Annotated in this window: 21 protein-coding genes; 9 read left to right on the forward strand and 12 right to left on the reverse strand. The window is 74.2% G+C overall.

The genetic code is table 11. The features are described 5' to 3' along the window. The first annotated feature begins 132 nt into the window (after positions 1-132). On the forward strand, positions 133-1,263 hold the full coding sequence (gene gcvT, locus OG990_RS01820; RefSeq protein WP_355604839.1) for a glycine cleavage system aminomethyltransferase GcvT: 1,131 nt from the start codon (positions 133-135) through the stop codon (positions 1,261-1,263). Between the two features lie 29 nt (positions 1,264-1,292). Here the strand turns inward: gcvT and OG990_RS01825 are convergent, their stop codons facing one another. The 4 genes from OG990_RS01825 to OG990_RS01840 form a co-directional block, all read right to left on the reverse strand. Next, a complete protein-coding gene (locus OG990_RS01825; RefSeq protein WP_355604842.1) occupies positions 1,293-2,588 on the reverse strand; it encodes a DUF2314 domain-containing protein in 1,296 nt (431 codons plus the stop codon). A 66-nt stretch (positions 2,589-2,654) separates the two neighbouring features. After that, positions 2,655-3,428 carry an adenosylcobinamide-GDP ribazoletransferase gene (locus OG990_RS01830; RefSeq protein WP_406078804.1) on the reverse strand — a complete coding sequence of 258 codons (774 nt, stop codon included), beginning with the start codon at positions 3,426-3,428 and terminating at the stop codon, positions 2,655-2,657. Next, entirely contained in the window at positions 3,418-5,328 is a 1,911-nt protein-coding gene (locus tag OG990_RS01835; RefSeq protein ID WP_406078805.1) for a bifunctional adenosylcobinamide kinase/adenosylcobinamide-phosphate guanylyltransferase, read from the reverse strand. The genes OG990_RS01830 and OG990_RS01835 overlap by 11 nt, the downstream gene beginning before the upstream one ends. Positions 5,329-5,387: 59 nt before the next feature. Further along, a complete protein-coding gene (locus OG990_RS01840) occupies positions 5,388-7,229 on the reverse strand; it encodes a protein kinase domain-containing protein (RefSeq protein WP_406078806.1) in 1,842 nt (613 codons plus the stop codon). A gap of 146 nt (positions 7,230-7,375) precedes the next feature. Between OG990_RS01840 and OG990_RS01845 the strand changes: the two genes are divergently transcribed. Then, positions 7,376-7,576 carry a hypothetical protein gene (locus OG990_RS01845; protein WP_007463228.1) on the forward strand — a complete coding sequence of 67 codons (201 nt, stop codon included), beginning with the start codon at positions 7,376-7,378 and terminating at the stop codon, positions 7,574-7,576. After that, the gene (locus OG990_RS01850) at positions 7,576-8,373 is read left to right on the forward strand and encodes a site-2 protease family protein (RefSeq protein ID WP_406078808.1); all 798 of its coding nucleotides are present in this window, start codon (positions 7,576-7,578) and stop codon (positions 8,371-8,373) included. Before OG990_RS01845 ends, OG990_RS01850 begins: the two co-directional genes overlap by 1 nt. Positions 8,374-8,437: 64 nt before the next feature. On the opposite strand, the gene OG990_RS01855 is transcribed toward OG990_RS01850, so the two are convergent. The 3 genes from OG990_RS01855 to OG990_RS01865 form a co-directional block, all read right to left on the reverse strand. Beyond that, the gene (locus tag OG990_RS01855) at positions 8,438-9,436 is read right to left on the reverse strand and encodes an aldo/keto reductase family protein (protein ID WP_406078809.1); all 999 of its coding nucleotides are present in this window, start codon (positions 9,434-9,436) and stop codon (positions 8,438-8,440) included. A 45-nt stretch (positions 9,437-9,481) separates the two neighbouring features. Further along, positions 9,482-14,323, reverse strand: a complete 4,842-nt coding sequence (locus OG990_RS01860; protein ID WP_406078810.1) for a WG repeat-containing protein — start codon at positions 14,321-14,323, stop codon at positions 9,482-9,484. Between the two features lie 383 nt (positions 14,324-14,706). After that, positions 14,707-15,267, reverse strand: coding sequence for an XRE family transcriptional regulator (locus OG990_RS01865; protein WP_328418971.1), 561 nt, complete (start codon positions 15,265-15,267; stop codon positions 14,707-14,709). A 66-nt stretch (positions 15,268-15,333) separates the two neighbouring features. Here OG990_RS01865 and OG990_RS01870 point away from each other — a divergent pair, with 66 nt between their 5' ends. After that, positions 15,334-16,167: an AzlC family ABC transporter permease gene (locus OG990_RS01870; protein ID WP_406078811.1), complete on the forward strand. Its 834-nt coding sequence runs from the start codon at positions 15,334-15,336 to the stop codon at positions 16,165-16,167. Then, positions 16,161-16,469, forward strand: coding sequence for an AzlD domain-containing protein (locus OG990_RS01875; RefSeq protein WP_328418969.1), 309 nt, complete (start codon positions 16,161-16,163; stop codon positions 16,467-16,469). The genes OG990_RS01870 and OG990_RS01875 overlap by 7 nt, the downstream gene beginning before the upstream one ends. 7 nt (positions 16,470-16,476) lie before the next feature. On the opposite strand, the gene OG990_RS01880 is transcribed toward OG990_RS01875, so the two are convergent. The 3 genes from OG990_RS01880 to nadA all read right to left on the reverse strand — a co-directional run bounded on the left by OG990_RS01880 (position 16,477) and on the right by nadA (position 19,912). After that, a complete protein-coding gene (locus OG990_RS01880) occupies positions 16,477-17,070 on the reverse strand; it encodes a DUF3043 domain-containing protein (protein WP_328418968.1) in 594 nt (197 codons plus the stop codon). 74 nt (positions 17,071-17,144) lie between these two features. After that, positions 17,145-18,500 (reverse strand): UDP-N-acetylglucosamine 1-carboxyvinyltransferase, encoded by a 1,356-nt coding sequence (gene murA, locus OG990_RS01885; protein WP_328418967.1) that lies wholly within the window; start codon positions 18,498-18,500, stop codon positions 17,145-17,147. Positions 18,501-18,712: 212 nt separating this feature from the next. Beyond that, a complete protein-coding gene (gene nadA / locus OG990_RS01890; RefSeq protein ID WP_355604865.1) occupies positions 18,713-19,912 on the reverse strand; it encodes a quinolinate synthase NadA in 1,200 nt (399 codons plus the stop codon). A gap of 68 nt (positions 19,913-19,980) precedes the next feature. Here nadA and OG990_RS01895 point away from each other — a divergent pair, with 68 nt between their 5' ends. The 3 genes from OG990_RS01895 to OG990_RS01905 all read left to right on the forward strand — a co-directional run bounded on the left by OG990_RS01895 (position 19,981) and on the right by OG990_RS01905 (position 22,861). After that, positions 19,981-21,120: a glycerate kinase gene (locus OG990_RS01895; RefSeq protein ID WP_406078813.1), complete on the forward strand. Its 1,140-nt coding sequence runs from the start codon at positions 19,981-19,983 to the stop codon at positions 21,118-21,120. A 181-nt stretch (positions 21,121-21,301) separates the two neighbouring features. Next, positions 21,302-21,673 carry an iron-sulfur cluster insertion protein ErpA gene (erpA, locus tag OG990_RS01900; protein ID WP_328418964.1) on the forward strand — a complete coding sequence of 124 codons (372 nt, stop codon included), beginning with the start codon at positions 21,302-21,304 and terminating at the stop codon, positions 21,671-21,673. Between the two features lie 210 nt (positions 21,674-21,883). Further along, a complete protein-coding gene (locus OG990_RS01905; protein WP_328418963.1) occupies positions 21,884-22,861 on the forward strand; it encodes a carbohydrate kinase family protein in 978 nt (325 codons plus the stop codon). Positions 22,862-22,961: 100 nt separating this feature from the next. Here OG990_RS01905 and OG990_RS01910 read toward each other — a convergent pair whose 3' ends face one another. Further along, complete coding sequence (locus OG990_RS01910; RefSeq protein WP_328418962.1) at positions 22,962-23,195, reverse strand: sulfurtransferase TusA family protein; 234 nt, start codon at positions 23,193-23,195, stop codon at positions 22,962-22,964. Between the two features lie 91 nt (positions 23,196-23,286). Continuing rightward, positions 23,287-24,438 carry a cysteine desulfurase family protein gene (locus OG990_RS01915; protein ID WP_406078814.1) on the reverse strand — a complete coding sequence of 384 codons (1,152 nt, stop codon included), beginning with the start codon at positions 24,436-24,438 and terminating at the stop codon, positions 23,287-23,289. Positions 24,439-24,667: 229 nt separating this feature from the next. On the opposite strand from OG990_RS01915, the gene coxB reads away from it, so the two are divergent. Next, positions 24,668-25,639, forward strand: coding sequence for a cytochrome c oxidase subunit II (coxB, locus tag OG990_RS01920; protein WP_406078815.1), 972 nt, complete (start codon positions 24,668-24,670; stop codon positions 25,637-25,639). The last annotated feature ends 9 nt before the right edge of the window (positions 25,640-25,648 follow it).

The following is a 25,648-nucleotide window of genomic DNA, read 5'->3' on the forward strand; positions in this document are numbered from 1 at the left end:
GCGTCGTCGCGTACCGGCGATGAAGGTCTCCGGCGGAACCTACCCGCCGGACGTCAGGGCTGTCCCGTCGATGGCGCTGACAGGGTCCCGCCGATGCTAACCAGCGGCGTTGCCCCCGGTAAGTTGCCACCCATGACCGACGTGACCTCCTCCGCCGCCGAGACCCGGCTGCGCCGTTCCCCGCTGCACGAGCGGCACACCGCTCTCGGTGCCAAGTTCGCCCCCTTCGGGGGCTGGGAGATGCCGCTGGAGTACGCCGGCGGCGGGGTGCTCAAGGAGCACGCCGCGGTGCGTACGGCGGTGGGGGTCTTCGACGTGTCGCACCTGGGCAAGGCCCGGGTGAGCGGCCCCGGCGCGGCCGAGTTCGTCAACGCCTGCCTCAGCAACGACCTGGGCCGGATCGGTCCGGGTCGGGCGCAGTACACGCTCTGCTGCGACGACGCGACCGGCGGCGTGGTGGACGACATCATCGCCTACCTGTACGCCGACGACCACGTCTTCCTCATCCCGAACGCCGCGAACACCGCCGAGGTCGTGCGCCGGCTGCGCGCCGCCGCGCCGAAGCAGATCACCGTCACCGACGAGCACCAGGCGTACGCGGTGCTGGCCGTGCAGGGCCCGCGCTCGGCGGAGCTGCTGGCCGCCCTCGGCCTGCCCACCGAGCACGGCTACATGAGCTTCTCCGCCGCCAGCCTGGCCGGGGTGGAGCTGACGGTCTGCCGCACCGGCTACACCGGCGAGCTGGGCTACGAGCTGGTGGTGCCGGCGGAGCACGCGGTCCCGGTCTGGGATGCGCTCTTCGCGGCCGGCGAGAGCTTCGAGCTGCGTGCCTGCGGGTTGGCCGCTCGGGACACGCTGCGTACCGAGATGGGCTACCCGCTGCACGGGCAGGACCTGTCCCTGGAGATCACCCCGGTGCAGGCCCGCTCCGGGTGGGCGGTTGGCTGGGACAAGCCGGCCTTCTGGGGCCGCGACGCCCTGCTCGCCGAGAAGGCCGCCGGCCCTCGCCGTACGCTGCGCGGCCTGGTGGCCGTCGACCGGGCCATTCCGCGGCCCGGGATGACCCTGCACGTCGGCGACGCGCAGGTCGGCACGGTGACCAGCGGCACCTTCTCACCGACCCGCAAGCAGGGCATCGCGCTGGCCCTGCTGGACACCGACGCCAAGCTCGCCGACGGCGACCTCGTCGAGATCGAGATCCGCGGCCGCCGGGCCCCCATGCAGGTGACCCGCCCCCCGTTCGTCAACCCCTCAGTCAAATAACCGCTGCCCACCTCTGGCCCCGGGAGGGGTCAGGGGGTGGGGGTCGGGGGTTCGCCGGAGTCGAGGACGGCCTGGGTCCAGCCGCCCTCGATGACGCCGGTGGCGTCCAGCACCGCCCAGTCGACCACGTCGGTCGCCTCCACCACGACCGGGACGCCGATTCGCACCGAGGGGTCGGTGGCCGCGTCGCTGGCGCTGACGCCCACGATCCGCTCCGGGGCTTCCCACGACGTGACGCCCGCCCAGACGTACTCCGGACCGTCGTCACCGGGCAGGCCGTACTTGACCACCAGCTGTGACTCCGCCGGCAGGTGACCGGCGACGAACCGGGTCCGGGCGTCGCCCAGCGCGGCCCGGGCAGTGGCGACCGCCCGGCTCATCGCGTCGCCGGAGCGCGCGTAGCGCACGTCCGGCTGGATCCCGGCGAACAGCGTCGCGCAGGCGGCCGCGTAGTAGCGCCCGTCCGGACCGGGATGCCCGGGCGGCGGGCGCAGGCTGAGGAACGAGTCGGCCTCCGGGTCGGTCGCCGGGTCCAACTCAAGGCGCAGCAGCACCGGGGCGGTCGCCCCGTGCTGGTCCGGGTTGCCGTACGCCACCGCGATGTCATGCCCGGTCACCGTGGCCAGCACCGGCAACTGCACGAACGCCGGCACCTCCTCGCCGTTGAGCCCGTCGGTCCAGTCCCGCAGCAGTCGTCGCGCCGCCCCGGTCATCACCGCGCCCCAGGCCCGGGTGAGGTGGTCGGGCACCCCCTGGGTCTGCAACTCCAGCAGCCCGAAGCGGCGCAGCCCCTTGGTGGTGAACCACAGACCCTCCACATCCGAGGAGTACGGCACCAGCACCCAGTCCACCAACCGGATCCGGCCCTGCTCATCGGGGAGCGAGCGCAGCGCGGTCGCCGGGTCGAGGAACTGCAGGCCGAAGACGTCCACCACGTCGCCGTCGACGGATTCCGCCACGGCAGCCGCGACCGCGCGGGCCGCCCACTCGTGCGCGGGCGGCCAGCCGGGCCGGTACTCGGCCTGCACCACCACCAGGTGACTCGCCGCGGCGAGCCGCGCCAGTTGCGCCTCGGTGGCGCCGAACGCGGTGAGCAGGTCCGGTGGTAGCTCGGGGAACTCCGCGATCGGCCGGGTGTCCACGCTCATCAGCGGGCTGTCCAGCATCTGCCGGGCCAACCCGTGCACCGGCTCGGCCAGCCGGCCGGTCAGCGCCGCCACAGCGGTCTTCGCGCTGACCTTCGGTAGCCCCGCCATCGGCACCAGGTAGGTCGCGCTGAGCGACTCCGGGACCGGTACGGGCAGGAAGTCGTCCGTGATGAGCATTCTTTGTCCCCCGGTGGCCGCGCCGGTGCTGTCGAGGCGAACGCTACCCGGCCCGCCTCGACGGGTTCAGCCGGACAGCACCAGACCGACGTAGACCAGCGTGGTGACCACCTCGACGGTCGCGCCGAGCACGTCGCCGGTGATCCCGCCGAGCCGGTGTACCACGTGGGTGAGCAGCGGCACCGCGACGGCGAGTGCGACGGCGACGGCCAGCGGCCCCTGCCAGGGCCGGTCCGGCACCGCGGGCACCGCCAGCAGCACGACGGCGACCGCGCCGGCGGCCAGCGCGGCCGGGCCGATCGTGCCGGCCACCATGGCGCCCAGCCCGTCCGGCCGGGCAGCCGGTACGCCCCGCCGGCAGGCCACCGTCACGCCGAGCCGCCCGGCGGCGGTCGCCGCGACCACCGCCGCGAGGCAGGCCGGCCAGGACCGCCCGGCCAGCTCGGCGAGTGCCGCCGCCTGCACCAGCAGGACGACCACCAGGGCGACCACCCCGAACGGGCCGACGTCCGGCTTCTTCATGATCTCCAGCGCCGCCGCGCCCCGCCGGTACGAGCCGAGCGCGTCCACGGTGTCGGCCAGCCCGTCCAGGTGCAGCCCTCGGGTGAGCAGGGCTGCGGCGCCCACGGTCACACCGGCGGCCACCAGCGGGGGAGCAAGCGCGCCGGCCAGCAGCAGTACGCCAGCCAGCAGTACGCCGAGCAGCGCGCCGACCGCCGGGGCTAGCGCCATCGCGGTGCCGGCCACCGGGCGGTCGATCCGCCCGGCCCGTATCGGCAGGGTGGTGAACGTGGTGACCGCCAGCCGGGCCCCCGCGACGAGCCGCGACTCAGCCGGCACGCCAGCCCGACGCCGGCTGCTCGTCCGCCCCGGTGCTGGCCGGGCCCGGTCCGTCCGGCTCCGGCTCGATGAACTCCGGATCGGTGTACTCCCGGTCGGCGTACTCCGGATCGGTGTACTCCGGCTCCTCGGGGGCCGGCTCCGGCTCTCCGCCGCCGAGCGACGGGTGGACCGGCAGCGCGGCGGCCAGCGCCAGCACCGAACGCAGCAGCGGGAGCGCGACCAGTGCGTTCGCCCCCTCGCCGAGGTCCAGTCGCAGGTCGAGCAGCGGGGTGAGGCCGAGCACGTCGGCGGCCAGCCGCACCGCCGGGTGCCCGCCGTGGTCGGCGAGCAGGCACCAGTGCCGTGCCTGCCCGGCCAGATCGCGGCTGACCATGCCGGCGGCCAGCCCGACCGGCCCGTCCAGCAGCACCGGCACCCGGCGGGCGGTGGCGCCGAGCAGCACGCCGGTGGCCACGGCAACGTCGCCGCCGCCCAGCTCGGCCAGCACGTCCTTGGCGGTACGCGGCGAGCGACGGGTGCGGTGCAGCGCGTCGCGTACCGCCGCGCAGCGGATCATCCAGGCCGCGTCGTCGATTTCGCCGGAGTCGGTGATCACCCGGCTGAGCACGGCCTGCGGCTCCGCGCCCGCAGTGGCCGCCAGCACCGCCGCGGCGGCCGCCTCGGTGCCAGCGCCGCACGCGCCCAGCACGAGCAGCTGTACGCCGGCGTCGGCGGCCTGCTCGGCCAACCTCCAGCCGTAGCGCAGCGCCGACTCCACCTGCTCCGGAGCGAGCGCCGGCTGGTCCTCCATCGGCGCTGCGGCCGGAGTGTCCACCACCTGCAGGCTGGCGCCGCTCTCGGCGGCCAGCCGGGCCAACGCGCCCCGGCCGGCGCGGGCCTGCACGGCCCGGCGTGCCGAATCGCCGGCGACGGTGCCGGCGGACGCCCCGCCAGCGTGGTCGCCGTGCAACAGCAGCACCCGCACCGAGCCCCAGGCGACCGGGGTCGAGGTGCCCTGGGTGGCGGCGGCGAAGCCGACCACCCGGTCCAGCACACCCAGCCCGGCACCGGGAACGTCCAGCGTGGCCAGCCGGTCCACCGCCTGCGGGCCGGTGTACTCGTCGGGCATCGGCAGCTCCATGCCCGGCTGGATGACCAGCCCGGTGGCCACCATCGGCAGCGCCATGGTGGGCGCGGCCCAGGGGTTGCCCGGCTCCTGGTTGGGGGCGACCGGCGGCGCGTGGGTCAGCACGTCCGGTAGCTGCACCTCGGGGGTCGGCTCGGTGTCGGCCAGGCTGACGACGACCGGCGCGGAGACGACCGCCCGGGAGCCGGCCGGCTCGGTCACGGTCGCGGCGCTCGCGGGCGCGACGGCCGGCTTCAGCCAGGCCGGCTGGCCGGCGACCACCAGCACCACCGCGTCGCAGGCGTCGGCGACCGCGCGGTTGGCCGCGCCGAGCGCGTCGGTGAACGCCCGGGCCAGCGGTGTGGTCGGCACCAGTGACAGCCCCACCTCGGGGCTGACCAGGACCACCCGCGCCGAGCAGGTGCGGATCGCCTCGGCCAGCTCGGCGATCGTCGCCACGTCGTCGGCGGGCTGGTGATCCGGGTCGAGTAGCACCGTCACCCAGCCGCCCAGGTCGTCCACGAGCAGCGTCTCGTTGGGCTGGGCGGACGCGAGCACGTCGGCCAGACGCCGTGGCTCGGCCGCCGTCTCCTCGGTGGTCCAGCTGCCCGGCCGCCGTGCGCGGTGCGCGGCGAGCCGGGTCGCCCACTCGGTGTCGTCCGGGTCACCCTCGGGCGCGGTGGCGAGGTAGCGGACCACCGGTGCGTCGGTGACCAGGGACTCGGCGAACTCGGACTTGCCGGACCGGATACCGCCGAGCACCAGGACCGTGTTCCACCCGTCTACGGACATGCCCGTACCTTAAGGCCGCCCGGCGTCCCGCTGCCTGCCGGCCCGGCGCTCGCGGTTGGTCAGTCGCAGTGTTCGAACCCGCTGCCGTAGCTGACCCCGCCGGTTGCGCCACCCCATTTCACACACTTCCCGGCGGCGCTGGCCCGCACCGGCCCGGCGTAGTAGTCGAAGGACCCGCTGTCGGTGCTGCGGGCCCGGCCCTGGACCTCCAGGTACGCCGACGCCGCCGACGGCGTGCCGACCGCGGTGTCCTTGAGGGTGACCACGCAGTTGTTGCCGTTGCCCGAGTGGTAGAGCAGGTAGACCCTCCCCCGGCGACGGCCGTCACCGCCGGTCAGCGTCGCCGAGTCGATCACCTGGTAGCCGCTGCCGCACGCCTGCGCCGCCGTGTACGGGTTGGGCCGGCCCGCCGGGCTGCCGCTGGACGTCGGCTGGCCGCTGGCCCCCCCGGTCGGCGTGGTCCCCGGCGCCGTGGTGCGTGGGGCCGGGGCACCGCTGCCCGGCGCGCCGGGCTGGCCGCTGGCGCCGGTCGGTGCGGCGGTCGCGGTCCGGCTGGCGCCCGGCGTGCCGCTGGGCAGGGGCCCCGGGCTGGTCGCGTCCCCGCTCGGCAGCGGGACCTCCGCGGCCGACACCGATTCGCCGGCCAGTGCCGGCGGACCGTCTGTTCCACCAGGGTCGGAGCCGGGCCGCAGTGCCGCCACGGCCCCGGCGACCAGCGCGACGAGGACGACCGCACCGACCCCGACCAGCAGTGGCCCGCGCCGCCGGGCCGACCCGGTCCGGAACGGGTCCTCCCGGGTCTGCCCGGTCCCCATCGGTTCGGTCCCGAAGGCCGCTCGGGGCCGCGGGTCCGTGGGCGGGGCCGATGGCGTCGGCGCCGGGGTCGGGACGGCCTGCGGGGTGGGTCTCAGGACGGGCGGTGGGGTGGGGCTCGGGACGGGCGGCGCGACGGCCGGCGGGGTGGGGCTCGGGGCGGGCGGCGCGACGGCCGGCGGGGTCGGGCCCGGGACGGATGGGGTGGGGGCGGCCAGCGCCCACGGTGGGCGGGCGGCGAGCGGGATGCTGGCCAGGGTTGCGTCGCGGGCGTCGGCGGCGGCGCCGGCCAGCTCGGCGGCGCTGGTGTAGCGGTCCGCGGGGCGCTTGGCCAGCGCGCGGGCGACCACCGCCGCCACCGCTGGCGGGGTGTCCGACGGAAGCGGCGCCGGTTCCTCCTGGGCGTGCCGCAGCGCCACCGCGAGGGGGTTGTCGCCGTCGAACGGCGGCTGCCCGGCCAGGCAGAAGTACGCCACCGCGCCAAGCGCGTAGACGTCGGTGGCGGGGGAGACCCGCTGCCCGGTGGCCTGCTCGGGGGACATGTACGAGGCGGTGCCGAGCACCATGTTCGCGGCGGTGAGCCCGGCCATGGTGCTCGAGCGGGCGATGCCGAAGTCGACCAGCACCACCCGGCCGTCGGCCTTGACCAGCAGGTTGCCCGGCTTCACGTCCCGGTGCACGATGCCGGCGAGGTGGGCGGTGTGCAGCGCGTCCGCCGCCTGCGCCAGCACCGACATGGTGGTGGCCGGGTCCAGTCGACCCGCCCCGCGCACCCGGGCGCTCAACGGCTCGCCCTCGACGTACTCCATCACCAGGTAGTCGACCCGGCTGCCGTCGGCGAGGGCGGTCTGCCCGACGTCGTGCACGGCGACCACGCCGGGATGCCGCAGCGCCGCCAGCATCCGCGCCTCGGCCCGGAACCGGGCGGTGAACTCCGGGTCGGCGACCAGCGACGGCAGCAGCACCTTCACCGCCACCTCGCGCTCCAGCATCACGTCGGTGCCGCGCCAGACCGCGCCCATCCCGCCCGTCGCCACCCGCTCTCCCAGCCGGTACCGGTCGCCGAGCAGCACTCCCCGTGTCAGCACTGGGCCACCGTACCGGCCGGCCCCGACGGGGATCGATCAACCCATGGGTCGCGGTCGAAGGCGAGCGAGCGGTCGTTCCACGCCGGGCCGACTACGCTGGCGAGGGTTCGTCCCACGGGGACTTCAGCGGCGAGGGGAGACGCGGCATGGCGTGGAGCTGGCGGTACGAGGGCACGGACGGCCAGACGGTCGAGGGACCGGCGGAGTCGTTCGGCAGCCAGGCCGACGCCGAATCCTGGATCGGTCAGACCTGGCGGGAGCTCGCGGCGTCCGGCGTCACCTCGGTCGCGCTCGTGGAGGACGACCGGGTGGACTACCGGATGAGCCTGCTGCCCACGGCCGAGTGATGGGCTACGACCGGCCGGGTGGGGAGCGGCTGGTGCTCGGGGTGCCGCGGGAGGCGTTCCGGCCCAGCCCGATTTTCCTCGGCCTGGTCGCCCTCTTCGCGGTCAGCGGGGTGCTGACCTGGAACGGGTACGGCAATGTCCGGTTCGACGTGTTCCTCTTCGTGGTTTCCGGGTGGCTGGTCTCGCTCTGCCTGCACGAGTACGCCCACGCGGTGGTGGCCTACCGCGCCGGCGACCGGGACATCGCCCACCGCGGCTACCTGACGCTCAACCCGTTGAAGTACACCAACCCGCTGCTGTCGATCGTGCTGCCGGTGGCGGTGGTGCTGCTCGGCGGCATCGGCCTGCCCGGCGGTGCGGTGTGGGTGGACCGGCACGCCATCCCGGGCCGGCTGCGGCACACCCTGGTCAGCCTCGCCGGCCCGGCGACCAACGTGCTGTTCACGCTGGTGCTGGTGGCGGCGATACGGTTCGGCACCCAGGCGGGCGGCCCGGTGGAGTTCTGGGCCGGCGTGGCGCTGCTGGCGTTCCTCCAGCTCACCGCGAGCGTGCTGAACCTGCTGCCGGTCCCCGGCCTGGACGGCGGCAACATGATCCAGCCGTGGCTCAACCCGCAGTGGCGCCGGATGTACGACCTGTTCGCCCCGTTCGGCTTCCTGCTGCTCTTCGCGCTGCTGTGGAACCCGCGCATCGGTGGCTGGTTCTTCGACGCGGTCTTCGCAGTGGGGGACCTGCTCGGCCTGCCCTCCTGGCTCTACGCCACCGGCCTCGAGCTGATCCGCTTCTGGCAGGGCTGATCGTCTCGGGCTGACCGACCCGGTCCGGTCGGCGCGGATCCGCGCCGACCGGACCGGACTGGCGTCAGGGCCGCTGAGCGGGGGACACGGTCTTCGCCGGGTCGCGCTCGGTGACCGGCTCGACGATCTCGTCGATCGCCTTGAGCAGTTCGGCGTCGAGCTTCACCCCGGCCGCCTTCACGTTGTCGTGCACCTGCTCCGGGCGGGACGCGCCGATGATCGCCGAGGAGACGTTCGGGTTCTGCAACACCCACGCCACGGCGAGCTGGGCCATGCTCAGCCCGGCCTGCTCGGCCAGTGGCTTGAGCTGCTGGACCCGGGTCAGCACCTCGTCGGTCATGAACCGGGAGATGAAGCCGGCGCCGGACTTCTCGTCGGTGGCCCGGGAACCGGCCGGCGGCGGTTGCCCCGGCAGGTACTTGCCGGACAGGACGCCCTGCGCCATCGGCGACCAGACGATCTGGCCGATGCCCAGCTCCTCGCTGGCCGGTACGACCTCGGCCTCGATGACCCGCCAGAGCATCGAGTACTGCGGCTGGTTGGAGACCAGCGGGATGTGCAGCTCCCGGGCGAGCGGGTGAGCGGCGCGCAGCTGCTCCGCGCTCCACTCGGAGACGCCGATGTAGTGCGCCTTGCCGGAGTGCACGACGTCGGCGAACGCCTCCATCGTCTCTTCCAGCGGCGTGCTGTGGTCGTACCGGTGGGCCTGGTACAGGTCCACGTAGTCGGTGCGCAGCCGGCGCAGCGAGCCGTTGATCGACTCCATGATGTGCTTGCGGGACAGGCTGCGGTCGTTGCGGCCGGGCCCGGTCGGCCAGTACACCTTGGTGAAGATTTCGAGGCCCTCGCGGCGCTCGTTCTGCAACGCCCGGCCGAGCACGTCCTCGGCCCGGGTGCCGGCGTACACGTCGGCGGTGTCGAAGGTGGTGATGCCCGTGTCGAGGGCGGCCCGGACGCAGGCGAACGCCGCGTCCTCCTCGACCTGCGAGCCGTGGGTGATCCAGTTGCCGTACGAGATCTCGCTGACCATCAGGCCGGAGCGGCCCAGGTGTCGGAATTCCATGACTGGACCCTAGCCCTGCTGGTTTACGGGACTCTGAACGGCCGATCAGAGCACCGGGTTGGCGTCGGTGAGCAGCCGGTCGATCTCGGCCAGCACCGCGTCACGATCGCGGTGTACAGGGTCGATCAGCGGCTCGCCACGCCGGTCGAGCGCACCCCACCGCCCGGTGCTGCTGCCGACCAGGAACGCCACCGGGTGGATGACCAGCATCGGGTGCGCCGGCGGGACCAGTACCGTGCCGTTGCGGTCCACCACGCCGCGTCGGCCGGCCACGTCGACCACGGCGAGGCCCTCGTCGGTGAAGCCGTCGACCTGCTGGCCGTCGGCCAGTTCGGTGGCGAAGCCGTGGTGGCGGGTCGGCACCACCATCCGGCCGGTCCGGTCGACCGCACCCCACCCCTCGCGCCGTACCGCGGCCACCCCACGGCGGAACGGTCGTACGTCGGCGAAACCGGGCGGAACCCGCACCTCGCCGGTCGCGTCGATCGCCAGCCAGCCGTTCGCGTTGTCCGCCACCCAGGCCAGGCCGTCGCTGAACGGGCGCGCCGCGCGGTAGGTCGGCGGGATCACCGTCGTACCGAGCAGGTTGATCAGCGACCACCGGTCGGTGTCCGGCCGGCGGACCCAGGCCAACCCGTCGTGGAACGGCTGCGCCTCGGCGTACCGGGCGGGGATGACCAGGTCACCGTCCGCGTCGGTGTACCCCCACAGCGGTCCGTCCCGCCCCGGCAGCGGGGGCCGGTCGCGGTCGAGTACCTCGTCCCGACCCCGGGGGTACGGCCCGAAGCCATCCGCCGCGGCCCGGGTGGTGACCGCGTCGAGGCCCACCCGGATCCGGTCCAGCAGGTCGGCGTCGCCGGCGCCGCGCAGGTCGAGCGCCTGCTCGAAGTGCTGGCAGGCCTCCATCAGCCGACCCTGGTCGTAGCAGGACCGACCGGCGTGTTCGTGCAGCGCGGCCCGCAGCCGGTCGGGCAGTTCGACGGAGTTGGCCTGGGCGAAGAGTTGGTCGGCCTCGGGGAAGTCCCCGCGCCAGCGCAGCACGTGGGCCAGCCGGGCCTGGGCCAGCGCGGTCCGGCGCAGCTCGCCGGTGGCCTCGGCGTAGGTGAGGGCGAGCCGGCCGTCGGCCAGCGCGTCGTCCAGGTCGCCGAGGATCCGGGAGGCCACCGCCCGAAGACTGAGCAGCCGGGCGCGGGACCGGTTGTCGGTGGCCGAGCCCAACTTCTCGGTCAGTCGCCGCCGGATCGCCCGTAGGTCGTCCGGCTCCGTCAGATCCTCGCGCAGGGTGACCGGGTCCAGTCGCCAGCGGTACGCCGCAAGGACCTGCTCCGGGTCGCCCTGGTCGGCCAGCGTCCGGCGGGGTGCCGCTGGTGGCGCCGTGTCGGGTGGCGCGGATACCGGCATGCTCTCCTCGGCTGACCCGTTCCGCGGCTCGGGAACGGTTGTGGCCGGCGGCCCGGAGACCGGCGGCCCGGAGACCGGCGGCCCGGAGACCGGCGTGGCGGACATCGGCGGCGCGGAGACGGGTACCGCGGAGATCGGCGGTGCGGACACCGGCGCTGCCGGCGGAGCGGAGACGGATGCTGCGGGCGGTGCCGAGACCGGCGGTAGGGGCAGGTCGGAGACGGACGTCGCGGGTGGAGCGGAGACGGGCGACGCGGAGACGGGTGGGGCGGAGACGGGTGGGGCGGAGACGGGCGGCGCCGGAACGGGGTGCTCCGCGTCGTGGTCGGTCGGCGCCGGTCGGGCCGGCGGCGCATCGGCAGCGGCCCAGTCGTCGGGATGTGAACCGGCCGCCGGTCCGGCGGTGTTCGGACCGCCCGGCACGTCCGACTGCGGGTCGGGCGGCGCGGCGGTCGCTTCGCCTGCCGGGTCGCGTTCGATCGGGTCGGTGTCCGCTCCGGGGGGTGCGGAGACCGGTCGGTCCACCTGCGCGTCGATCGGCGCCGGCGGCGCCGATGTCGGCCGGTCCAGCGGCTCGGGGTCGGCGAAGCGATCGCCCTCCCAGTCGGCAGGTGTGTCGGAGGTGGGCGTGCTCGGCGTGCCGGGGAACTGGTGGTCGGCCTCGGCGGCGGGTTCGGTCTGGAAGTGCCGCGTTCCGTCGCTCGGAGCAGCGGAGACCGGCCGGGAGGCTTCGGTCGGTGTCGGCTCGTCGGCTGGCTGTGCGTCGTCGAGCAGGTCGTCCGCCCAGGTGCGGGGTGCACCGGAGACCGGGCGGACCGGCGGTGCCGAAACCGGGTGGATCGGCGGTCCGGAGACCGGGCGGGCCGGTGGCGCGGAAACCGGTCCGGTCGCCTCGGTCGGTATCCACCCGACCGCGGACTCCCGGTCGGCGCCGATGTCGTCGGTCCAGGGGTCACGGTCGCCGGAGACCGGTTCGGCCGGCGGTGCGGAGACGGGTCGCGCGGGCGGTGCGGAGACCGGTCGCGCAGGCGGTGCGGAGACTGGTCGCGCAGGCGGTGCGGAGACGGGTCGCGCGGGCGGTGCGGAGACCGGTTGGGCCTGCGTTGCCGGTGCCGCGATGGCCGGCTCGACCGTCGCATCGGGGCGCGGGTCGGTCGCCCAGCCGTCGGCGGGCGGTTCGGCTACCGCTGTCGACGGGTCGCGCTCCGCTCTGGTGGGTGTCGAGGAGCCGGCCGGGCCGTCGGCCGCAGGCCGATCGTCGGTCGGTCGGCGGTCCGTCGCCGGCTCGTCCTGGTCGGACTCCGCCGCTTGGGCGGGGCTGAACCAGGCGGCCGGTCCACCGGTGACCGGAGCCTGGACCGGCTCCGGAGCGGGCGCCACCGGCGGTTCTGACGACGGCGGGGGTGGCACGTAGCGGCGCGGCCGGCCGGGAGCTATCGGAAGCACCGGATCGGCGTCCGCCGTGGGTGCCGGGTCGGCGGGTGCGGATGCCTGGGCCGTGGGTGCCGGGGTCGGCCGGGTGGCCGGCGGTTCCGGGGCCTGCCAGGTGGGCGGCGGCGCGACCGGCGGGCGCGCGTCCCCCGACGGGGCAGACCGCTCCGGCGGTGTCGGGCGGCGGTCCGTGGTCGGCTCCCCGCCGGGCCGCTGGTCGGCCGGGCGGTCGCCGGTGCCCGGACCGGGGTAACGCGGCGGCGCGGTGGGCCGTGCGCCGGCCGTCGGTGCCGGTTCGGTCGGCGTCCGGTGCTCGGGAGGCAGCGGGCCGGGGCGCTCGTCGGGCAGCGGCGGGTCCACCGGCGCGGGCAGGTACTCCAGCCGCAGCCGGGCGGCCGGCGGACCCGAGACGGGTACGTCCGTCGCCGGGGAGACCGGGGCCGCCGACACCGGCCGGTCCCGATCCGGGCGACCGGGCGGGGTGTGGTCCGCCGGTCGACGCTCGTGCTCACTCGGCGCGGGAGAGATCGGGGCGGCCGAGATGGGCCGGTCCCGGCCGGGCACGGCGGGGGAGACGGGTGCCGGCGACACCGGTCGCTCCGGGGAGACCGGGGCGGCCCGGCCGGAGGTGGCCGGTGCGGGCGGAGCCGTGGCGGCGGGGCGTGCCGGCCGGTCGTCGTACCGGGACGGCGCGCTCGGTGGCCTCTCGGGCCGGGTGGCCGGCCGCGACGCGAGGCCTGAGTCGGCGGTGCGCTGCGGTTCGGCGGTCTGGTGCGGCTCGGCGCGGTAGCCCGCCTCGCGCGTGCGGTCCGGGCGTACCGGACCCGGCGGTGGCCAGGGCAGGCCGCCGTCCGGTCGCTGCCCCGGCTGCGACCGGGGCTCGCGGTAGGCCTCCTCGCGGTAGGCCTCCGGCCGGGTCTCCTCGCGGGGGCGCCGGTCCGGGTACGCCTCGGCGCGGGCCGCCGCGTCGCGGGGCTGCTGCCGGTGCGGGTCGGCGTCGGGTCGACGCCGCTCGTCGTCCCGGCGTGGTTGACCAGGCGTCTCCTGTTCGGGCTGGCGGCGGCGTCCACCGTCGGGTGTCTGCGGCGCGCTGACCCGCTCGTCGGGCTGGTACCGCCGCTCGCTGGGCGCGCCGACTCCGGCGTCCGTGCGGGCTCGCGCCGCCGGCCGCGCGTCGTCGGAAGCCCGGTCGGGGCGGCGCGCGTCGTCCGTACTCCGCTCGGGGCGGCGGGCGTCCTCGGCGGCCCGGTCGGGGTACCGGTCGTCGCGGTAGAGCGAGCGACCGTCCACAGGCGCCCACTGGCCGGCCCCGTCGGCGGCCCAGCCGTCGGCCGTCCGGCCGTCGCGGCCCCGGTTGGGCCGGTTGCCGTACCCGTCGTCGGGGTGCCGGTCGTATCCGGCGGCCGGTCGCTCCTGCGGGCCGCGCCGACGTGGCGCCTCCTCCGGCTCCGGCACCCAGCCCGGCTGGGTCCGCGGTGCGGGGGACACCGGTGGCGCCGACGAGTGCCCCCGGTCCCGGTCGGCCGGCTCGTGCCGGGGTCGGCGGGTGTCGTACCGCTCGGCGGGCTGGTCCCGGTGCCAGGCGGCCTCCCGGGCCGGTCCCCGGTCGTCACTGGGGCGCCGGTCGGACCAGGCGGTCCGCCGGTCGGACTCGGGGGAACGGCGATCGTCGCGCCGAGGCGGCTCGGGCAACGGCCGGCGGTACGGCTCGTGGTCGTAACGCGGGGCCTCCGCCTCGGGCCGGCCGTAGGCGGAGGCGTCGGCCGGCCGCTCGTCCCCCCGGGACCGGCCGTAGGCCGGCGTCTCGGCCGGCTCCTCGTCGGCCCAGGACCGGCCGAGGTAGGTGCCGTCCGGGCGGGTGGGTGCGAGCGGCGGCACCTCGGTACGGCCGACCACGGTCGCCCGGCCGCGCGGCGGCGGGGGCGGCTGGTGGGAAAGGCCGATGTCGCCGGGGTAGCGCTGGCCGGGAAACTGGGGATGCCACTCGGTGGTCGGTTCAACCACCCAGGACGGTTCGTTCGGGTCCCGCCACCGGTCGGTGTAGCGGCCGTTCATCCGCCGAACCCGTCGCCAAGCCCGGCCGGTCGGCCGATCTTCAGAGGAGGCGGGCCGTCCGCGTGCGCGCTCCGGTGACCGCGGGGCGTCCGGTCGCCGCCTGCCACGCCCCGGTGGCCGGCTCGCGTCCGCTCGCTCACGGCGTTGTCACCTCGTTGCAAATTGTCGCGCTGGGGCCCCGCGTGCCGGTCAAGTCGCCCATTCCGGCAGGGCGTGGCTGCGGATGGAGGGTAACGGCGTGGGCTCGCTCACCGCCACTGTGGTACTGCCCACGGGCGCAAACGTTATCCTACTGTTTCGGACATTTGGGCCGATAACCGAATCTGGTTCCGACGATACCCACCCGCCGGTGGAGCGGCCCGGGCGGGACCGGCCGCGCTCGATCAGGGGTGTTCCATGACGAGTACGGCGAAGGTGCCGGGAACCAACGCCTCGTAGGCGTGCGGGGCGTCGCCGGGGAACGTCGCGTAGTCGCCTGGGCCGAGGTCGACCGTGCCCTCCTTGGGGCCCACCCGCAGGCGGCCGGCGGCGACCACCACGTGCTCGACGCTGCGGGGGGTGTGCCCTTCCGCGGCCCGGACGGCGCCCGGCTCCAACTCGATCAGGTAGATGTCCCGGCGCAGGTGCGCCGCTCCAGCGCTGAGCAGCGTGCCGGTGAAGTCGGCCTGCTCGGAGCGGACTCGTGGCCCGTCTCCGGCCCGGATCACCCGGATGCCGTCGTCGGCCGGCTCAACCAGCCGGCTGAACGGCACGCCGAGCGCCACGCCGAGCGCCCAGAGCGTCTCCACGCTCGGGTTCCCGGTCCCCGACTCCAGTTGGGAGAGGGTGGACTTGGCGACTCCCGCCCGGCGGGCGAGCTCGGTCAGCGAGATGCCGACTCGGTCCCGTTCCCGGCGTAGAGCGGCGGCGATGGTGGCCAGGGGAGCGGCCGGTTCGGGAGGCATGCGTTCGCTCCATCGGATCTACGTTCGGTTTGACGAACACCGGTCATCTGTTCACCATGGTGAACCATGCGTACGGTACAACGAACAGCCGACGCCCGGATGCTTCGCGACGTGCTTGCTCTCGGTGCGGCCATGATCGCGGTGGGTGCCTCGTTCGGGGCGGTGGCGGTCGCCGCCGGGCTACCCGTGTGGGCCACCCTGACCATGTCCGCGGTCCTCTACGCCGGCGGCGCGCAGTTCATGGCGGTCGGCCTGGTGGCCGCCGGCAGCCCACTGGCCGCCGTGCTGGCCGGGCTGCTGCTCAACGCCCGGCACCTGCCGTTCGGCCTCGCCCTCGGTGACAGCGTCGGCCCCCGGCTGCGGCACCGGCTGCTCGGCAGTCACCTGATGACCGACGAGACGACCGCGCTCACCCTGGCCCAACCGGCCGGCCACGCTCGACGGCGAGCGTTCTGGCTGGCCGGCACGCTGCTCTTCCTGGCCTGGAACGTCGGCACCCTGCTCGGCGTGCTCGCCGGCGACGCGATCGGCGACCCGGCCGCGCTGGGCCTGGACGCCGCCTTCCCCGCCGGATTGATCGCGCTGCTGCTGCCGTCCCTGCGTGACCGGGACACCCGGCAGGCGGCGTTGGCCGGGGCCGCGCTGGCGGTCGTGGCCACGCCGGTGCTGCCGGCCGGGCTGCCGGTGCTGCTCGCGCTCGCCGGCCCGGCTGCCATCGCCTTCCGCCGTCGGCCGCCCCCGACCGGCGACGCCAACCCCGCCCCGCTCGCGCCCGGCGGGGTCGAGCAGACCGTGGAGGGGCCGCGCCCGGCCGCGCCCGCACCTGTGGGCGTCGAACAGGCCCGCCCGGCCGCGTCCGCACCTCTCGGCGTGGAGCGCACCGGGGAGGTGCCGTGCTGATCGCGGTGATCCTGGCGTTGGCCGCCGGAACCTATGGCTTCCGGCTGGCCGGTGTGCTGCTGCGGGACCGGCTGGAACTTCCGGAGTGGGCCCGGCGACTGTTGCCGGTGGGTGCCGCCGCGCTGCTGGCCGCGCTGGCCGCCACCGCGGCGCTGACCGAGGCCGGCCGGTTCGCCGGCTGGGCGCGCCCGGCCGGGGTGCTGGTCGGCGTGCTGCTCGCCTGGCGGCGGGTGCCGTTCGTGCTGGTGGTGGTCGGCGCGGCCGCCACCACGGCGGTGCTGCGTCTGCTCGGGGTGGCCTGAGCCGGGGTCAGACCTTGTCGCCGAGCTTGACCTGGGGGGCCGGGGCGCGCATCCGCCGGAAGGTGATCGAGCGCATGATCGCGTAGAGGTAGAGCGAACCCATCCGCTGGCCGGTCTTCGGGAAGCGCTCCCGGATCAGCTTGCGGATCTTGCGGCAGATGAGCACCGAGTCGACGACCACGCCCAGCGCCAGCGCGCCCCAGAGCACGTTGGAGATCAGCCGGACCAGCGGCGGCATCGCCGCGTTCGACCCGATCAGCACGATCAGTGCGCCGCCGAAGAACCAGGTGCCGACCGTACGCCGGGAGTCGACCACGTTGCGGGCCAGCAGCCGCTCCGGGCCGCGGTCGCGGGGGCCGCCCTCGCGGCGGAACTCCGACGCGGCCTCGGCACGCAACTGACGGCGGCGCTCCCGCTCCTCCTGCTTGTTCAGGGGGCGGGTGGGGCCGGCCGGGCGACGGCCGACGGTCGGCCGCTTCGGCGTCTCCCGACCCTTGGCCGGGGTGTAGCCCCGGGACCGCTCGGCGGTTTCCTCGGGGGTCACCGAGGTGACGGCCTCGTCGACGAGGTCGGTGGACTTGCGGCGAAAGAGCGACGGCACGCGGCAAGGGTAGCCAACGGTTCGCGCCCGGTGCACATCGCGGTGCACCGGGCGCGAACGGAAGGTGTTCGAGGTTACGGACGCTCGGCGTGCGCGCCGAGGTCGGCGAGCTTCGCCTCGAAGTCCTCGTAGCCCCGGTTGATCAGGTCGACGCCGTACACCCGGGAGGTGCCCTCGGCCGCGAGCGCCGCGATCAGGTGGCTGAAGCCGGCCCGCAGGTCCGGGATGACCAGGTCGGCGGCGTGCAGCTTGCTCGGCCCGGCGATGACCGCCGAGTGCTTGAAGTTGCGCCGGCCGAAGCGGCACGGGGTGCCGCCGAGGCAGTCCCGGTAGACCTGGATGTTGGCGCCCATCGAGTTCAGCGCCTCGGTGTAGCCCAACCGCTGCTCGTAGACCGTCTCGTGGACGATCGACAGCCCGCGGGCCTGGGTGAGCGCCACGACCAACGGCTGCTGCCAGTCGGTCATGAAGCCGGGGTGCACGTCGGTCTCCAGCGCCACCGCGTTCAGCTCGCCGCCCGGGTGCCAGAACCTGATGCCACCCTCCTGGCCGAGATCGCCCAGCTTCGGCGGCCGGGCGTCGGTGACCTCGTACTCGCCACCGACCGACCGGAAGATGTTCAGGAAGGTCATCATGTCGGCCTGCTGCGCGCCGAGCACCTCGACGTGACCGCGGGTGGCCAGAGCCGCCGCGGCCCAGCTCGCCGCCTCGATCCGGTCCGGGATCGGCCGGTGGGTGTAGCCGTGCAGCTTCGGTACGCCCTGGATCTCGATCACCCGGTCGGTGTGCACCTTGATGATCGCGCCCATCTTCTGCAGGATGCAGATGAGGTCGATGATCTCCGGCTCCACCGCGGCGTTGCGCAGCTCGGTCACGCCCTCGGCCATCACCGCGGTCAGCAGCACCTGCTCGGTGGCGCCGACACTCGGGTACGGCAGGGCGAACTTCGTCCCGTGCAGTCCGTTCGGCGCGGACAGGTGCAGCCCCTCGGGCCGCTTGTCGACCGTTGCGCCGAACTCGCGCAGCGCCTGCAGGTGGAAGTCGATCGGGCGCGGGCCGATGTGGCAGCCGCCCAGGTCCGGGATGAACGCGTGCCCGAGCCGGTGCAGCAGCGGGCCGCAGAACAGGATCGGGATCCGGCTGGAGCCGGCGTGCACGTTGATCTGGTCGGTGCTGGCGCTCTCCACGTTCGCGGGATCGAAGACGAGCTCGCCGTCCTCGTCGCCGTCGGTCACCTTGACGCCGTGCAGGCCGAGCAGACCCCGGACCACCTCGACGTCACGGATCTTCGGCACGTCGAACAGCCGGCTCGGGCTGTCGCCGAGCAGCGCGGCGACCATCGCCTTCGAAACCAGGTTTTTCGCGCCTCGCACGCGGATCCGCCCTTCAAGCGGAGTGCCTCCGTGCACGACCAGGACGTCGTCGGTCAACGCAACCTCCAGCATGTCGGTGCTGCCGTGTTGATGGTGGGGAGTCTGAACACTGTCGCTACCCCGGATGCGGCCATATCGAAACGGCCCGCTTGCGTCGTCGCTCCGGCAGCATAGCCCTCGGTGACGAAAAACGACTCGGTCACATCGGCGTGTGTGGCATTAATCGGTGATCAGGCACTTTTGCGTACCAACGGCGCTACGGATAGTGATCAGCTCGCGGTCGGCGGCGGGGTGTCCGCGCCGGGCAGGGCGAGCATCTGATCCAGCGCCACCCGCGCGTGGTACGCGGTGTCGGGGTCCACCGTGATCTGGTTGGCCACCCGGCCCGCGACCAGCTCCTCCAGCGCCCAGACCAGGTGCGGCAGGTCGATCCGGTTCATCGTCGAGCAGTAGCAGACCGCCTTGTCCAGGAACATGATCTGCTTGTCCGGGTGCGCCAGCGCCAGCCGGCGGACCAGGTTCAGCTCGGTGCCGAGCGCCCACGCCGAGCCGGTCGGAGCCGCCTCGATGGTCTTGATGATGTACTCAGTCGAGCCGACGTAGTCGGCGGCCGTGACCACCTCGTGCCGGCACTCCGGGTGGACCAGCACGTTGACCCCGGGCACCCGCTCCCGTACGTCGTTGACGCTCTCCAGGGTGAAGCGGCCGTGCACCGAGCAGTGCCCCCGCCAGAGGATCATCTTGGCGTCCCGCAGCTGCTCGGCGGTGAGCCCGCCGCCCGGCTTGTGCGGGTCGTAGAGGACGCAGTCGTCCAGCGACAGGCCCATCTCCAGCACCGCCGTGTTGCGGCCCAGGTGCTGGTCGGGCAGGAAGAGCACCTTCGACCCCTGCTCGTACGCCCAGTCCAGGGCGCGCTTGGCGTTGGAGGAGGTGCAGACCACGCCACCGTTTCGGCCGACGAAGCCCTTGATGTCGGCCGAGGAGTTCATGTACGTCACCGGCACGGTCTCGCCGGCGATGCCCAGTTCGGTCAGCGTGTCCCAGGCGGCCTCGACCTGGCCCAGCACGGCCATGTCCGCCATCGAGCAGCCCGCCGCCAGGTCGGGCAGGATCACCCGCTGGGCGTCGGTGGTGAGGATGTCGGCGCTCTCGGCCATGAAGTGCACACCGCAGAACACGATGTACTCCGCGTCCGGACGGGCCGCGGCCTCCCGGGCCAGCTTGAACGAGTCGCCGGTCACGTCCGCGAACTGGATCACCTCGTCGCGCTGGTAGTGGTGCCCCAGCACGAAGACCTTGCTGCCCAGCTTCGCCTTCGCCGCCGTGGCGCGGGCCACCAGATCGGGGTCGCTGGGCGCCGGCAGGTCGCCCGGACACTCGACGCCGCGCTCAGTGTCGGGGTCGCTGCCCCGACCGAGCAGCAGCAGAGCCGTCGCCGTGTTGGAGGGTTCCACCCAGGTCGAAGTCACGTGGTCCATGGTCCCACAGCGCGAGCGCGACGCGGCTTCCGTCGGTGTGGGCTGCCACACTGCTCGGCATGCGTGTGCTGCTCTGTCCGGACAAGTTCGCCGGCACCCTGCCCGCACCGGAGGTGGCCGCCGCGGTGGCCGCCGGCTGGCGCACCGTCGCCGCCGGCGACGACCTGCTGATCCGGCCACTCGCCGACGGTGGGCCGGGCTTCGTGGAGGTGCTCGCCGAGGCCATCGGTGGCCGGCGGGTGCCGGTGCGGACGGTCGACCCACTGGGCCGGCCGGCGGCCGGTGAGATCCTGCTCACCGCCGACGGCGCGACCGCCTACCTGGAGAGCGCCCAGGCGTGCGGGCTGCACCTGCTCGCCACCACCGAACGTGACCCGAAGGCCACCACGTCGTACGGCCTGGGCCTGCTGGTGGCCGCCGCGGTGGAGAGCGGCGCCCGGACGGTGGTGATCGGGCTGGGCGGCTCCGGCACCAACGACGGTGGCGCCGGGATGCTCACGGCGCTCGGCGTCACCCCGCTGGATGAGGCAGGCCGCGCCCTGCCGTACGGCGGAGCAGCGCTGGCCGCGGTCGCCGCGCTGGACGGCGCGCCCCGGCTGCGCGGCACCCGGTTGATCGCCGCCACCGACGTGGACAACCCGCTGCTCGGCCTGCACGGCGCCAGCAGTGTGTTCGGCCCGCAGAAGGGTGCCGACCGGGCCGATGTGCTGCTGCTCGACGCCGCCCTGGAGCGCTTCGCGGCGGTGCTGGAGCGGGACCTGCCCGGCTGCCCGCCGGGGCTCGGCGGACTGCCCGGTGGCGGAGCCGCCGGCGGCATCGGCGCGGCCCTGCTCGCCCTGGGCGGTGGCTGCGAGTCGGGCATCGGCCTGGTCACCAGGGCCACCGGGCTGGACGCCGCACTGGACACCGCCGACCTCGTGATCACCGGTGAGGGGTCCTTCGACCACCAGTCGCTACGCGGGAAGGTGGTCGCCGGGGTGGCGGGCGCCGCCCGGGACCGGGGGGTCCCCTGCGTGGTGGTGGCCGGGCAGGTGAGCACCGGCCGGCGGGAGGCCGCCTCGGCGGGGGTGACCGACGCGTACAGCCTGGTCGACCACTTCGGCGGGGAGGAGGGTGGCGGGCTGGCCGCCGCGATGAGCCGGCCCAGCGACGGGCTGCGCGAGCTGGGTGCCCGACTGGCCCGGCAGTGGAGCCGCTGAGCGCTCAGGCCGCGCGCCCGACCCGGCTGCGACCGGGACTACCTGCGGCGGGGGTCACGCCACGCGGGTGAGTCCGGCCGGCGCGGCGTACGATCGGAAAAGGACCACAACCGGGAATCACTGGACGGCGTGCGGCGTTGGCCAGTGCGTCCGGACCCATACCGCGCAGGGAGACTTCCACGTGACCACGCCAGCGCAGACCGAGTCGACCGAGGCCCAGGCCGCCCCTACTTCCGTCGTCCTCACCGACGTCGCGGCGCAGAAGGTCAAGGCCCTGATCGAGCAGGAGGGCCGCGACGACCTGCGGCTCCGGGTCGCGGTGCAGCCGGGCGGCTGCTCCGGCCTGCGGTACCAGCTCTTCTTCGACGAGCGTTCGCTCGACGGTGACGTCGTCACCGATTTCGGTGGTGTTGAGGTCGTCGTCGACCGGATGAGCGCCCCGTACCTTTCCGGCGCGACGATCGACTTCGCTGACCGGATCGACGCCCAGGGCTTCACCATCGACAACCCCAACGCGGGCAACTCCTGCGCCTGCGGCGACTCGTTCAACTGAGTCGCGCCATACGCACCAACACGACGGGGCCGTCCTTCGGGACGGCCCCGTCGTCGTTGTGGGAGTGGTGACCGGCGGGGGTGGGAGCGGTCTCGGGACGGCGCCCGCCGGGCGGTTACCGGGCGGTTGCCGTTGTCCGACCGAGCGGACACCGCCGGATGGCCGGGCCGGTAGGCTGACCGCGCCCTGCTCCCGACCCCGAGGGTTGACATGAAGATCGCCGTCACTGGCTCGATCGCCACCGATCACCTGATGAGCTTCCCCGGTCGGTTCGCCGACCAGCTCCTCGCCGATCAACTGCACAAGGTTTCCCTCTCCTTCCTGGTGGATGACCTGGTGCTCCGCCGCGGCGGCGTGGCGGCGAACATCTCCTTCGGCATGGGACAGCTCGGGCTGCGCCCGGTGCTGCTCGGTGCGGTGGGCGCCGACTTCGCCGACTACCGCTCCTGGCTGGAACGGCACGGAGTGGACTGCGACTCCGTGCACATCAGCGAGGTGGCCCACACCGCACGGTTCGTCTGCACCACCGACACCGACATGTGCCAGATCGCGTCGTTCTACGCCGGCGCGATGAGTGAGGCACGCAACATCGAGCTGGCCCCGGTCGCCGACCGGCTCGGCGGGCTGGACCTGGTGCTGGTCAGCGCCAACGACCCGGAGGCGATGCTGCGCCACTCGGCCGAGTGCCGCACCCGGGGGTACGCGTTCGCCGCCGACCCCTCCCAGCAGCTCGCCCGGATGCCCGGCGAGGACGTGGTGGCGCTGATCGAGGGCGCCGAGTACCTGATGACCAACGACTACGAGAAGTCGCTGCTGCAGAGCAAGGCCGGGCTGAGCGACGACCAGCTGCTCGACCTGGTCAAGGTGCGGGTCACCACGCTGGGCAAGCACGGCGTGGAGATCGCCGGGCGCGGCATCGACCCGATCCACGTGCCGATCGCGCGGGAGATCCGGGCGGTCGACCCGACCGGGGTGGGCGACGGCTTCCGCGCCGGCTTCTTCACCGCGCTCTCCTGGGGGCTCGGCCTTGAGCGGGCCGCCCAGGTTGGCTCGCTGCTGGCCACGCTGGTCCTGGAGACCGTCGGCACCCAGGAGTACGAGGTCCGCCGCGACCTGTTCGTGAAGCGCCTCGCCGAGTCCTACGGCGACACCGCCGCCGACGAGATCCGCCCCCACCTCCTGCCCTGACCCGTACACCCGCACTCCGTGGTCTTGCACGTTGTGACGCCGATCCGCGCTTCAGGTGCGTTTCGCCGGGCGGAACTGCGAGATCGCGGGGTGCGGCGGGTCAGTGGGCGCGGCGGATGTCGTAGGCGGGGCCGTCGGGGCCGGTGATGGCGGCGAGGAACTCCTGACCGCGCATCCGGCACCAGGCGGGGATGTCCACCGCGGCGGCTGGATCGTCGGCGAGCACCCGGACCACAGTGCCGACCGGCACCTGGGGCATCCGTCGGGCCGCCGCGATCACCGGCAGCGGACAGCGCTGGCCCCGGCAGTCGAGGACCTCGTCCGGCATCGTCACCCCCCCATTCTCCCGTTCCCACGCCGTGCCGTCCCGCCCGTGGCCGTCCCGCCCGTGGCCCGCCCGCGCGGCGCCGGGGGAGCGGTAGCGGTCACAGCCCCACCACCCCGGCCTCGGCGCGCAGGTCGGCGACGATCCCGGGCAGTTCGGCGAGGAATCTCTCGACGTCCGCCTCGGTCGTCTCCCGGTGCAGGCTGACCCGGACGTTGCCGTGCGAGAGCACCCCCATCGCCTCCAGCACGTGCGACGGGCGCAGCGTGGACGAGGTGCAGGACGAGCCGGACGACACGGCGAAGCCGCGCCGGTCCAGCGCGTGCAGCAGCGCCTCGCCGTCGACGTACAGGCAGGAGAAGGTCACCAGGTGGGGGAGCCGGAGCACCGGGTCACCGACCACCTCGACGTCGGGCACCTCCGCCGGCACCCGCGCCCGGATCCGATCCACCAGCGCCGCCAGCCGGCTCTCCTCGGCCGCGGCGTCGGCCGCCGCCGCGCGCAGGCTCGCCGCCGCCGCCACCACCGCGGGCAGGTTCACCGAGCCGGGGGTACGTCCGCCCTCCCGCTCGTCGGCTGGCCAGGGTGACTCCCAGCGGGTGCCCTTGCGGACCGCCAGCAACCCCACCCCGGGCGGGCCGCCCCACTTGTGTGCGCTGGCGCTGAGCACCGACCAGCCCGCCGGCAGGGGTACCCGGCCGACCGACTGCGCGGCGTCGACGTACAGCGGCACCCCGGCGTCGGCGCACGCGGCGGCCGCCTCGGCCACCGGTTGCACGGTGCCCACCTCGTGACTGGCGGTGATCAGTGCGGCCAGCGCGACGCCGGGGGCCTGGACCGCGTCCGACCAGGCGGTCAGGTCCAGCCGGCCCAGCCGGTCGACCGGCACCGGGTTGGCGCTGCCGCCAGCTGCCACGTGCCGCTCCGCGGCGTGCAGCACGGCGGAGTGCTCGATCGCCGAGTGCACCAGCGTGGACCCGACCCGGTGCCGCCCGGCCAGGCCACCGAGCACAGCGCCGTGGGCGGCCGTCGTACCGCTGGGGGTGAAGGACACTTCGTCGGCGCGGACGCCGAGCGTCTGCGCGGTGGCCTCGCGGGCGGCGTCGAGCAGTTGCCGGGCCCGACGGGCCTGGGTGTAGAGCTTGCCGGGGTCGGCCCAGCCGTCGTCGAGGGCGGCCATCAGCGCCTGCCGGGCGACCGGGTGCAGCGGCGCGGCGGTCGCCGCGTCCAGGTAGACCGAGGGTGCACTCACTGATCCGCCTTTTGTTCGCGACTGTGGGGCTCGCAACCCCGGCTACTCCTCGCACTCACGGATCCAAACGCTATCGCGGCGGTATGCCCAGGATCCCCCCGATGGGGGCGGACAGTGACCCCACCACGGTCGAGTCCGTCATGGTCGAGTAATCTGCGACCGTCGGTGACGCCTTTGCCGCCGGTGCTGAGGAAAGACGCACCGCGGCGCGCTAGGGAGGCAGGACCAGGTGGTTGCAAGGAGTTCGGAGGTACGGCCGTCGGCCGTACGGCACAGCGCTTCCCGAGGGGTCGGTGGACGCCGACGGCGTGGTGCTGGTCGGGTGGCCGGGCTCGGTCTCGGTGGCGTCGCGCTGCTGGTCCTGCTCACGGGCTGTGACGTTGGCAGGGCGTTCGACGGCTTCGGCTGGCCGCAGGGCGGCATCTCGGCCGAGTCCCGGCGGATGTACGACCTGTGGATAGCCTCCTGCATCGCAGCCCTCGCGGTCGGCATCTTCGTGTGGGGCCTGATCTTCTGGTGTGTCGTGCGCTACCGCAAGCGTGGCAACGCGCTGCCGGTGCAGACCCGCTACAACATGCCGATGGAGTTCCTCTACACCATCGCGCCGATCTTGATCGTCTCCGTGCTCTTCTACTACACGGCGATCGTGCAGACCGGCGTGGACAAGTTGACGAAGAACCCCGACGTCACGGTCGAGGTCGTCGCCTTCAAGTGGAACTGGCAGTTCAACTACCGCGACGGGCAGGGCCCGGACGCCAAGACCACCGCGTCGACGCTCGGCACCAGCGAGGTCATCCCGGTGTTGGTGCTCCCGACCAACCGGTCCATCCGGTTCGAGGAGACCAGCCGCGACGTCATCCACTCCTTCTGGGTGCCGGAGCTGCTGTTCAAGCGGGACGTCATGCCGGGCAAGATCCGCAACGTGTTCGAGGTCTCCAGCCTGGAGACCGAGGGCGCCTACGTCGGCCGCTGCGCCGAGCTGTGCGGCAGCTACCACGCGTTCATGAACTTCGAGCTGCGGGTGGTTTCGCCGGAGCAGTACGACCAGTTCCTGGCGGCCAAGCAGGGTGGCAAGTCCACCCAGGACGCACTGATCCAGATCGGTGAGAAGCCGTACGCGGAGACCACCGAGCCGTTCGACACCCGGCGGACGCACAGCAACTTCAACCCGGACAACGCTCCGGCCGGCACGGGAAGCTGAGGCAGCGGG

The organism is Micromonospora sp. NBC_00858, from assembly GCF_045207365.1.
In the GTDB taxonomy this organism is placed as follows: Bacteria; Actinomycetota; Actinomycetes; order Mycobacteriales; family Micromonosporaceae; genus Micromonospora.